The sequence below is a fragment of the Ruegeria sp. CDSC054 genome, assembly GCF_059610645.1.
Window position 1 is genome coordinate 208732 of record NZ_JBXWOA010000006.1, and the last position, 9862, is coordinate 218593.

The following is a 9862-nucleotide window of genomic DNA, read 5'->3' on the forward strand; positions in this document are numbered from 1 at the left end:
AAATCATCGCCTTTTTTCTTATCCTGCCGACCGGTTCTCAATTCGGTTGATGACAGCGCGCAAGTCCTTGGCGATAGGCGCGATCCGACGCAGGAGGTCGTCGTCAAAATCGGTCCGTTCCCACGCTTGTGTGGCGATTCCGCCTATCAAGGGAGCTTCATCCAGATACTCGGGCGCGGGCTGAGGTGGCTCTGCTTTTGATTGCTGCGGGGGCGTCTCAGCTTGAGGGGCTTGTTCAGCCGGCGCAGTCGCCTTGGCCATCGGGGCCGGTTCGCCCAGGTCCAGATCGATCTGATCGCTGGGCGTGGCAGGCTTGGCGGAAAAGGGCACGACAACAGTGTCGTCTGCCGGGGCGCTTTCAGGCGCAGCGGGCTCATCCAGGCTGGGCGACAGCGAGGACACATAGGCCACGCCTTGTTCGCGCAGGATGCGCTGGACACCTTTGATGGTGATCCCGTCCTCGTGCAGCAGTTTCTTGATACCGCCCAAAAGGCGCATATCGTTTGGCCGGTAATACCTGCGGCCACCCGCGCGTTTGACGGGTTTTACCTGGCTGAAACGGCTTTCCCAGAAGCGCAGGACATGAGCTTGAACGCCCAACCAGTCCGCAACTTCACTTATTGTGCGAAAGGCGTCGGGGGACTTGCTCATGACCGTTTCGTCCCGAATTTACTTGCGATTCCCTGCGGCGACGCGATCCTTCATCAGGTGCGACGGGCGGAACGTCAGGACGCGGCGAGGCTGAATTGGCACCTCTTCGCCGGTTTTTGGATTACGGCCGATGCGGGCGGTTTTGTCCCGAACACTGAACGTGCCAAACGATGAAATCTTGACCTGTTCACCTTGGACCAGTGCGTCCGACATGTGGTTTAAGACGCTTTCGACAAGCTGCGCACTTTCATTACGTGAAAGGCCAACCTCGCGGAAAACAGCCTCGCTCAGATCCATTCGCGTCAGTGTTTTATCGCCCATACCATTTCCCCTGTTGATATAAGAGAATATGGTGATGGCAAATTCGCTGTCAATATCAATGAATTGCACGAGGCTGTGTAAGCCGTTTTGCGCCGGTTACCAGCGCAGAACCACCGCGCCCCAGGCCAAGCCGCCACCGATAGCCTCGGTCACGATCAGATCGCCGGTCTTGATCTGGCCCCGTTGTTTGCCCACGGACAGGGCCAGGGGAATCGATGCGGCAGACGTGTTGCCGTGATCCTGGACCGTTACGACGACGTTATCCATCGGCAGGCCCATTTTTTTAGCAGTGCCCTGAATGATGCGGATGTTGGCCTGATGTGGCACGATCCAATCGACGTCCGCGTTGGTCAGACCGGCACGCCCCAGAGCGGTTTCAGCGGTCTTCGCCAGCTTTTCGACCGCGTGGCGGAACACCTGATTGCCCTGCATTCTTAGATGCCCAGTCGATTGGGTCGACACACCGCCGTCGACATAGAGCAAATCCTTGTAGCGTCCGTCAGAATTCAGGTCGGTCGAAAGAATGCCGCGATCCTGCGCGGTTCCTTCGCTGTCCTGCAGCTCAAGAATCAACGCGCCGGCACCGTCGCCAAACAGCACACAGGTGGATCGATCTGTCCAATCCATGATGCGCGAAAACGTCTCGGCGCCGATGACCAGCACACGTTTGGCCTGACCGGACACGATCAAAGCGTTGGCGTTGCTGAGGGCAAAGACAAAGCCTGCACAGACGGCTTGCACGTCAAACGCGAATCCATGGGTCATGCCCAGGCGCGCCTGCACCATCGTCGCGGCAGAAGGGAAAGTCAGGTCAGCCGTTGATGTCGCCAGAATGATGGCGTCGATATCCTCGGCCTTCAGGCCAGCATCGGCCAGGGCGGCCAAGGCAGCGTTGGTCGCCAGATCGGACGTGGTTTCGCCATCGGCGGCAAAGTGGCGGCGTTCGATTCCCGAGCGAGCTTTGATCCACTCGTCCGACGTATCTAGCGTCTTTTCAAATTCAGAGTTCGGAACGATGCGCTCTGGCAAATAGTGTCCGACACCTACAACAACTGAACGGCCTGCCATTTGGGGGTACTGCCTTTATTGTTATTCGCCCGCCTTTGGCGGTACGTGCGCGGCATCTTGTGCAAGCTGGGCTGTCGATGCAACCCGTGCCGCCAATTTTTCGGCAAAACCCGACTCGGCCAGGGTAAAGGCCAGTTTGATCGCCGCCGAAACTCCGGTGGCATCTGCGCCACCATGTGATTTGACCACGGTTCCGTTGAGGCCAAGGAAGACACCACCATTCACGCGGCGTGGGTCGATGCGTTTCTTCAACCGTTGCAGCGAGGTGATGGCCAAAACCGATGCGAGCCGGGACAGGGGGGAATATTTGAAGGCCTCGCGCAACAGATCACCAATCAGGCTGGCCGTGCCTTCGCCGGTTTTGATCGCGACGTTTCCGGTAAAGCCATCGGTAACAATGACATCCGCCTTGTCGCCGGGAATGTCGCTGCCTTCCACGAAGCCTACGAAGTCAAAATTCGCCTGCTCTGCGAATTCCGTGATCATCGCGTGGGCTTCTTTCAGTTCGGCCCGACCTTTGTGTTCTTCGGTGCCGACATTCAGCAAACCGATACGGGGCCGATCCAGCGCCATGCCGTTGCGGGCATAAGACGCCCCCATCAGCGCGTATTGCAGCAGATCTTTGGCGTCGGCCCGCACATCGGCGCCGACATCCAGCATTACGTTGAACCCTTGCGGGTTGCGCGACGGCCACAGAATCGCAATTGCCGGGCGGTTCACACCTGGCAATTTGCGCAATCGCATCATCGACAGTGCCATCAGCGCGCCGGTATTGCCGCAGGAAACAGCGCCGTGGGCTTCGCCTTTGCGCACTGATTCCAGTGTCGACCACATTGACGTCTGCTTGCCGCTGCGGACGACCTGACTGGGCTTGTCCTCCATCGTGACTACGTCAGGGCAATCACGAAAAACGACGCGTCCCTGCAGGACACGCCGTTTGGCGACAAGTTTGCGCAGCTTTTGCTCGGGCCCGTGCAGAACGAAGGCGATATCGGGGTTCTTATTTGCCGATTTGGCAATGCCCGCAACAACAGTCGCGGGCCCCGAATCTCCGCCCATAGCGTCAACCGAGATGGTAATCCGTCCGGTTTGCGTGGGCTGTTCCGTCATGCCTTGGCCTACGAGTTATGAGGCTTAGGCCGCGTCTTCGTCCAGGTCGATTTCGTCGGCCTGAGCGACGACTTCACGGTCATCATAATGGCCGCAGGACGCGCAGACGTGGTGCGGGCGCTTCAGTTCGCCACAGTTTGCGCATTCGTTCGGGTTTGCAGCAACCAGAGCGTCATGTGCGCGGCGATTGTTGCGGCGCGACTTGGAAACTTTGTTCTGTTGGACAGCCATGGTCTCAACCTTTGTTTATTAGGGGTCAGCAGATTCGCTGCTGGCCGGGTTTCATTCTTCGTTTTTCTAGTGGTTTGACGCGCGTTTAGGGGACGGGCCCCGCAATGTCCAACCCAAATTCCGTTGAGCGCGCGAAAATACTGCGATTCTCGGCATGTTCAAGCGATTTTTCTGGAGGCCTGCTATGACAGGAAAACAGACCTATGTCACTCGTCTTTTTTCAAAGCATCGCGCAAATTCGCCAGTCCGGCAAACGGCTTTGCGTCTTTGTCCGTCATCGCCTGTTTGCCCGGCTCAGTATAGCCGGCCTGTTCCAATTCTGCGCCGTCCTTCCGTGGGTATTGGGGCAGGGCAAGCGACAGCGCCTCAATCATCACCAATGCAGGGTCGATTTCCGCGCCCAGTGCTTCGGTCTCATCGCCTTCGGGGATTTCGAATTCAGGCTCGTCGGGGTTTTGCCAGTCTTTCAGATAGACCCGTGACACAGGGATATCGATGCGCGTGGTTACGGGTTCAAGCGTCACGACACAGGGTTGAATCACCGTCGCCCCCAGTTTTCCGGCAAGAATCCAATCGCGTTTACCTTGTGCCCTTACGTCACCCACAAAGCTGAGCTTGCGCAGGCCCAACAATCCCAGTTCGGTTTTGATCGCGTCCAGGCCCTTGCTATCGGGGCGCAGATCAAACGGCGTGGGCGCGTTTTGGGGCAGGTCGGCCACCCGCAGAGATGTATTAGTCGTCATTCGTGACCCTTTCGTGTGTTGAACCGGGGCTGCGGTTTATGTAATCGGATAGGGTCCGCAAGGTCCCAAGGCAAGAGGATGTAAATGTTGAAGGTTGTGAACAGGTTGAAACCGGCGTCCAAAAGGCTTGTCTTTGCGGCCTGTTTGGTTGCGGCTGGCGCTTGCACGCCAATCTTCAAGAATCACGGATACGTCCCGCCGGCTGACCAACTGGCTGAGATCAAAGTGGGCGTCGATACCCGCGACAGCGTTGTTGAAACAATCGGAGCGCCCACCTCTGCCGGGCTGGTGAAGGATTCGGGTTTTTACTATGTCCGTTCTCGCGTGCGCCATTACGGTCCGAAGCGCCCCGAAGTGGTGTCGCGCGAACTGGTTGCGATCAGCTTTGACCAGCGTGGTGTTGTGCGGAACATAGAACGTTTTGGTCTTGAGGACGGATATGTGGTGGTACTGGACCGCCGCGTGACCGAATCCAGCGTTCAGAACCGTGGCTTCCTGCGCCAGCTGCTGGGCAATATCGGCAACTTCAACCCTGCGAACATTCCGGGCGCGAATTAAGTCTGCACTGCCTCTTGCGACGGTCACAGGACAGTCACATGTTCTGTGGTAGAACCGTTGCAACATGAAGCAGGTCAGCAACCGCGGAGGATGCGACCATGGCATTATTGCTGGGCAAGGGCAGATACCGGGCTCGTTTGGCGCAGTTCCCACAGGATGTGGCGGCGGCGCAGAAACTGCGAACCCTGGCATTCGGGACGGATCAGATTGACCGGGATGAATTTGATCCGGTCTGCGCGCATATCCTTGTTGAAGATTCGCGCTCCGATGGACGGCTGGTGTGTTGTTTCAGAATGCTGACAATGGAGCACGGGACCGAGGTTGACCGCAGTTACTCTGCCCAGTTCTATGACCTGTCTGCCCTCAAAGGGTTCGACGGCCGCATGGTCGAAATGGGCCGTTTCTGCATTCACCCGGAATGGACAGACCCGGATATCCTGCGGGTCGCCTGGGGTGCGATGACCAATTACGTGGACCAGAACAACGTCAAGATGTTGTTCGGCTGTTCATCCTTTGCAGGAACCGAAACGGTCGAGTATCTGGACGCCTTTGCTATGTTGAAGCAACGGCATCTGGCACCAAAACGTTGGTTGCCGCGGGTCAAGGCCCCCGATGTATTCAAGTTTGCCTCTCGCCTGCGACGCAGGCCCGATGTGAAAAAGGCGATGTTGCGGATGCCTCCATTGTTGCGCACCTATCTGATGATGGGCGGCTGGGTCAGTGACCATGCGGTGGTTGATCGGCATATGAATACGCTGCACGTATTCACCGGGCTTGAGATCGGAGCGATCCCCCCGGCCCGTAAACGGTTGCTGCGCGCAGTGGTCCGCTAGATTGAGTATTTTCGAAAAGGTGAAACAGGGACGTTGACGCCTTGTGCCCACCGGTTTAGCTGGCGGCATGGCGAGAATTCCTTTGTTGCAGATGTCCGGCATATCCCTGACTTTCGGGGGCGATCCGGTGTTTTCGGGGCTGGACCTGGTGGTTCAGCCGGGCGACCGCGTGGCCTTGGTTGGGCGAAACGGGTCGGGAAAGTCGACTCTGATGAAAGTCATGGCCGGTCTGGTCGAGCCTGATCAGGGTGACATCGTGGTTCCGCCTGGAAAATCTGTTGGCTACATGGAGCAGGACCCCGGCATGGAAGGGTTCGCGACATTGGGCGATTACGCGTCCAGCGGATTGGAGCCGGGCGAGCTGTACAAGGTCGAACGTGCGGGCGAGGGGCTGAAGTTCGATCCGTCACGCCCTGTTGAAACCGCTTCGGGTGGCGAACGTCGCAGGGCCGCCTTGGCGAAACTGATGGCCGAAGCGCCCGATCTGATGCTGCTGGACGAGCCGACGAACCATCTGGATATCGAAGCGATTGCCTGGCTGGAACGCGAATTGGGATCGACCCGAGCAGCCTTTGTTCTGATTTCACATGACCGTGCGTTTTTACGCGCTTTGACCCGCGCGACGTTGTGGATCGACCGCGGCATGGTACGGCGGCAGGAGCAAGGGTTCGAGGCTTTTGAAACCTGGCGCGACAAGATTTGGGAAGAAGAGGATCAGCAGCGTCACAAGCTGAATCGTCTGATCAAGTCCGAGGCCAAATGGGCTGTCGAAGGTATCAGTGCACGGCGCAAGCGGAATCAGGGTCGGGTGCGGGCTTTGCAGGCTTTGCGCGCTGAAAAGGCTGCGCAGATCAAGCGTCAGGGATCAGCGGCAATGTCGCTGGAAGGCGGACCAAAGTCTGGGCGAAAAGTGATTGAAGCCAAGGGTTTGTCCAAGACCTTTGGCACGCAGCAGATCGTTAGAAACTTTGATCTTCTGGCACAACGTGGGGATCGCGTGGCTTTTGTCGGGCCCAACGGTGTGGGCAAGACGACGTTGCTTAAGATGTTGCTCGGACAGGAACAGCCCGATGAGGGGACGGTGACGCTGGGCACCAACCTTGAGATTGCGGTGTTCGATCAGGCCCGCGCGCAGTTGGACCCCGAAATGACCCTGTGGGACAGCCTGACCGGGGACCCCGAAATGCGGGTATCAGGCAAAGCGGATCAAGTGATGGTTGGGGGCCAGCCCAAGCATGTGGTCGGTTACCTCAAGGAATTCCTGTTTGATGATGCGCAAGCAAGAGCGGCCGTTAAGTCATTGTCAGGTGGGGAAAAAGCGCGTTTGCTGTTGGCGAAACTGATGGCCAAATCCTCGAACCTGTTGGTGCTGGACGAACCGACCAACGATCTGGATGTCGAAACGCTGGACCTGTTGCAGGAACTGCTGGACGACTATGACGGCACCGTCCTGCTGGTCAGCCACGACCGTGATTTTTTGGACAGGGTTGCCACCACGACGATTGCGATGGAGGGCAATGGCCGCGCGACCGTCTATGCGGGCGGTTGGTCGGACTACATCGCGCAACGGGGTGACGTTTCCGAAAAGAAAGCTGAAAAAGCAAAGACTTCGAAGTCAAAGCAAAAGCAAGAAGCGCAGCCGAAATCCGGGCTATCTTTCTCGGAAAAGCATCGGCTTGAGAAGTTGCCTGCCGAGATTGCCCGCCTGGAAGCCGAAATCGGCAAGCTGGAAGAGCTTATGTCAGATCCTGAGCTGTTCACCCGTGAACCAGTCAAGTTCCAGAAGGCGACCGATGCGCTGGTCGAACGACAAGAGAAACTGGCCGCCGCCGAAGAAGAGTGGCTGGTGCTTGAGGAAAAGGCCGAAGGCGCCTAGCGGCGCGTCAACGGTCGGGCAGGGTTGCCGACAACCGTTTCCCCGTCCGCGACGTCTTTGGTTAAAACGCTGCCTGCGCCAATAATGGCGTTGTCGCCGATGGTGACACCGGGCATCACGATGGCACCTCCGCCAACCCAGACGTTTCGGCCAATGGTCACCGGTATCCCGATTTCCAAACCTTGTGCGCGTTCTGCCGGGTCTTTGGCGTGCTGAGCACAGTAGATCTGGGCATGCGGGCCGAACATCGAGTCATCACCGATCTGAACCTGTGCGGTGTCCAAAATTACGCAGCCCGCGTTGAAATAGACACGCGCGCCGAGGTGGATGTTAAGCCCGTAGGCGCAATGAAACGGAGCCTCAAGTAAGCAATCCGGCCCGACGCGAGCGAACAACGCCTGCAACTCGGGTGCCATGGCACCACGGGCGTCAGGCGGGCAGGTGTTATGTGCGTGGACTGCGTGCCGGGCGCGGGTGCGCAGCGCCTCAAGTTCCGGGTCCAGGCAGTTATACCACTGCCCGGACTGCATCTTTTCCCGCTCTGTCATGGGACAGGCTTAACGCATACGAAGGGCTCCGTCGATGCGGATGACTTCCCCGTTCAAGTAGCCCATCTCGACGATGAAACCGGCCAACCGCCCGTATTCTTTTGGATCACCCAGACGTGCAGGGTTTGGGACATCTGCCGCCAGTTGTTGTTGAACCTCTTCGGGCAGACCGGCCAGCATCGGTGTCATGAAAATCCCCGGAGCGATGGTCATCACGCGAACGCCGGTTGAGGCCAGATCGCGCGCCATTGGCAGCGTCATCCCCACGACACCGCCTTTCGAGGCTGCATAGGCCGCTTGTCCTTTTTGTCCGTCGAAGGCTGCGATTGAGGCCGTGTTGATGATCACCCCGCGCGCGCCGTCCGGTTCGGGTTCGTTCTTAGCCATTTCAGCTGCGGCAAGGCGCGAGACGTTGAACGTGCCCACCAGATTGATGTCGATTGTGCGCTGAAACGCGTCCAACGGGTGGGGGCCATCCTTGCCGACTGTCTTGATCCCATATGCGATCCCGGCGCAGTTCACGGCAGCCGTAATGCGGCCCATCTTGCCCTTAGCGTGCTCGATGGCCGCCGCAACCGATTCTTCATCGGTTACATCTGTTTGTACGAAATGCCCGCCGATGTCCTCGGCGACCTTGGGGCCACGCTCGGCGTCGCGATCCAGGATCGTGACCTGCGCGCCTTGTTCGGCGAAGTACCGAGCCGTCGCCTCACCCAACCCCGACGCCCCGCCGGTGATAATTGTGGCTGAATTTGAAAGTTGCATTAGGCGACCTCTCAAGATTTTGACATTTTCCCGCCTCATTTAACTTTGCGGCTTGGGTAGATGTTGTATATTCACGACAAGAGATCGTCACAACTAGTGCCGTGATCATTGTAACGAGTTGTGGCGAGCCTTCATTAACGCATCTTTAGCGGGAACTTACCTGCGCTTCATTTGCGGCTCCCACAGTGTAACCGAAGACCCTGACGCACCTGGGTATTAAGGCGCAAGGAGCTAAGTGATGCGAATTAAACTGAAATCCACTGTTTCGGCATTGGTGGCCTCTCCATTCATAGGAGCTATGATAGTAACCACTGCGTATGCTGCGACGGATGTGTGCAATGCGAGAACTGCGCGGATAGCAGCCAACGCCGGCGACTATCAGACGCTTTGTGATTGTACGCACGTGACACCCAGTTTTTTGAAGCGGCTACAAACACGGTCAGATTTCGAATCAACACTAGCTTACACTGGCGAACAATGCCCGGGTTTGGCCGTATTGTTGACGGATTTGGAGACAGCTTCAGTCCGCGGAAATTCGGCACGAGGTGGCGAAGATCGGGACAGCGATCAAATTGCACAAGCTGACCCAAGCCCGCGCGGTGAGTCTGGTTCTGGCGATACCAGCAGTGGTTCGACCGGAGGTAACAACAACGGTGGCGGAAGCAACAGCCCTGGCGGTGGCGGAAGCAACAGCCCTGGCGATGGCGGAAGCAACAGCCCTGGCGGCGGTGGAAGCGACAGCCCTGGCGGCGGTGGCGGAAGCGACAGCCCAGGCGGCGGCAACGATGGCGGCGGCAACGATGGCGGCGGCAACGATGGCGGCGGCAACGATGGCGGCGGCAATGATGGCGGCGGCAATGATGGTGGCGGCAACGATGGCGGCGGCAATGATGGCGGCGGCAACGATGGTGGCGGCAATGATGGCGGCGGCAACGATGGCGGCGGCAACGATGGTGGCGGCAACGATGGCGGCGGCAATGATGGCGGTGGCAATGATGGCGGCGGCAATGATGGCGGCGGCAACGATGGCGGCGGCAATGATGGCGGTGGCAAGGGCGGCGACGGTAAAGGTGGCGGCAAAGGCGGCGACGGTAAAGGTGGCGGCAAGGGCGGCGACGGTAAAGGTGGCGGCAAGGGCGGCGACGGTAAAGGTGGCGG

General features: G+C 58.3%; 12 protein-coding genes. 4 read left to right on the forward strand and 8 right to left on the reverse strand.

The window, feature by feature from the left end:
• Nucleotides 1–18: 18 nt before the first annotated feature.
• The 6 genes from AC2FGC_RS14205 to AC2FGC_RS14230 form a co-directional block, all read right to left on the reverse strand.
• Nucleotides 19–651 carry a MerR family transcriptional regulator gene (locus AC2FGC_RS14205; protein ID WP_496723240.1) on the reverse strand — a complete coding sequence of 211 codons (633 nt, stop codon included), beginning with the start codon at nucleotides 649–651 and terminating at the stop codon, nucleotides 19–21.
• 18 nt (nucleotides 652–669) lie between these two features.
• A complete protein-coding gene (gene ihfA / locus AC2FGC_RS14210) occupies nucleotides 670–972 on the reverse strand; it encodes an integration host factor subunit alpha (RefSeq protein ID WP_496723238.1) in 303 nt (100 codons plus the stop codon).
• Between the two features lie 96 nt (nucleotides 973–1068).
• Nucleotides 1069–2040 (reverse strand): beta-ketoacyl-ACP synthase III, encoded by a 972-nt coding sequence (locus AC2FGC_RS14215; protein WP_109311337.1) that lies wholly within the window; start codon nucleotides 2038–2040, stop codon nucleotides 1069–1071.
• Between the two features lie 21 nt (nucleotides 2041–2061).
• Nucleotides 2062–3150, reverse strand: coding sequence for a phosphate acyltransferase PlsX (gene plsX / locus AC2FGC_RS14220; RefSeq protein WP_496723236.1), 1089 nt, complete (start codon nucleotides 3148–3150; stop codon nucleotides 2062–2064).
• Between the two features lie 24 nt (nucleotides 3151–3174).
• The gene (gene rpmF, locus AC2FGC_RS14225; RefSeq protein WP_037316137.1) at nucleotides 3175–3381 is read right to left on the reverse strand and encodes a 50S ribosomal protein L32; all 207 of its coding nucleotides are present in this window, start codon (nucleotides 3379–3381) and stop codon (nucleotides 3175–3177) included.
• Between the two features lie 206 nt (nucleotides 3382–3587).
• Nucleotides 3588–4124, reverse strand: a complete 537-nt coding sequence (locus AC2FGC_RS14230) for a YceD family protein (RefSeq protein ID WP_496723234.1) — start codon at nucleotides 4122–4124, stop codon at nucleotides 3588–3590.
• A gap of 84 nt (nucleotides 4125–4208) precedes the next feature.
• Here AC2FGC_RS14230 and AC2FGC_RS14235 point away from each other — a divergent pair, with 84 nt between their 5' ends.
• From AC2FGC_RS14235 to AC2FGC_RS14245, 3 genes are all read left to right on the forward strand, one after another.
• Nucleotides 4209–4682: an outer membrane protein assembly factor BamE gene (locus tag AC2FGC_RS14235; RefSeq protein WP_496723232.1), complete on the forward strand. Its 474-nt coding sequence runs from the start codon at nucleotides 4209–4211 to the stop codon at nucleotides 4680–4682.
• Nucleotides 4683–4780: 98 nt separating this feature from the next.
• On the forward strand, nucleotides 4781–5515 hold the full coding sequence (locus AC2FGC_RS14240; protein WP_496723230.1) for a GNAT family N-acetyltransferase: 735 nt from the start codon (nucleotides 4781–4783) through the stop codon (nucleotides 5513–5515).
• A gap of 67 nt (nucleotides 5516–5582) precedes the next feature.
• Nucleotides 5583–7391, forward strand: coding sequence for an ABC-F family ATP-binding cassette domain-containing protein (locus AC2FGC_RS14245; protein WP_496723855.1), 1809 nt, complete (start codon nucleotides 5583–5585; stop codon nucleotides 7389–7391).
• Here AC2FGC_RS14245 and AC2FGC_RS14250 read toward each other — a convergent pair.
• Together AC2FGC_RS14250 and AC2FGC_RS14255 are read right to left on the reverse strand one after the other, a co-directional pair.
• Complete coding sequence (locus AC2FGC_RS14250; RefSeq protein ID WP_496723228.1) at nucleotides 7388–7939, reverse strand: sugar O-acetyltransferase; 552 nt, start codon at nucleotides 7937–7939, stop codon at nucleotides 7388–7390. The genes AC2FGC_RS14245 and AC2FGC_RS14250 overlap by 4 nt on opposite strands.
• A gap of 9 nt (nucleotides 7940–7948) precedes the next feature.
• A complete protein-coding gene (locus AC2FGC_RS14255) occupies nucleotides 7949–8704 on the reverse strand; it encodes a 3-hydroxyacyl-CoA dehydrogenase (RefSeq protein ID WP_496723226.1) in 756 nt (251 codons plus the stop codon).
• Between the two features lie 499 nt (nucleotides 8705–9203).
• On the opposite strand from AC2FGC_RS14255, the gene AC2FGC_RS14260 reads away from it, so the two are divergent.
• Nucleotides 9204–9862: hypothetical protein (locus tag AC2FGC_RS14260; protein WP_496782663.1), on the forward strand; the 659-nt coding region annotated here is incomplete at its 3' end.

Bases quoted from the DNA above. Each gene is read 5' to 3' on its own strand.
- rpmF (WP_037316137.1), bottom strand. From the start codon at position 3,381: ATGGCTGTCCAACAGAACAAAGTTTCCAAGTCGCGCCGCAACAATCGC.
- AC2FGC_RS14240 (WP_496723230.1), top strand. From the start codon at position 4,781: ATGGCATTATTGCTGGGCAAGGGCAGATACCGGGCTCGTTTGGCGCAG.
- AC2FGC_RS14215 (WP_109311337.1), bottom strand. From the start codon at position 2,040: ATGGCAGGCCGTTCAGTTGTTGTAGGTGTCGGACACTATTTGCCAGAG.
- AC2FGC_RS14250 (WP_496723228.1), bottom strand. From the start codon at position 7,939: ATGACAGAGCGGGAAAAGATGCAGTCCGGGCAGTGGTATAACTGCCTG.
- AC2FGC_RS14255 (WP_496723226.1), bottom strand. From the start codon at position 8,704: ATGCAACTTTCAAATTCAGCCACAATTATCACCGGCGGGGCGTCGGGG.
- AC2FGC_RS14245 (WP_496723855.1), top strand. From the start codon at position 5,583: ATGGCGAGAATTCCTTTGTTGCAGATGTCCGGCATATCCCTGACTTTC.
- AC2FGC_RS14235 (WP_496723232.1), top strand. From the start codon at position 4,209: ATGTTGAAGGTTGTGAACAGGTTGAAACCGGCGTCCAAAAGGCTTGTC.
- ihfA (WP_496723238.1), bottom strand. From the start codon at position 972: ATGGGCGATAAAACACTGACGCGAATGGATCTGAGCGAGGCTGTTTTC.
- AC2FGC_RS14205 (WP_496723240.1), bottom strand. From the start codon at position 651: ATGAGCAAGTCCCCCGACGCCTTTCGCACAATAAGTGAAGTTGCGGAC.
- plsX (WP_496723236.1), bottom strand. From the start codon at position 3,150: ATGACGGAACAGCCCACGCAAACCGGACGGATTACCATCTCGGTTGAC.
- AC2FGC_RS14230 (WP_496723234.1), bottom strand. From the start codon at position 4,124: ATGACGACTAATACATCTCTGCGGGTGGCCGACCTGCCCCAAAACGCG.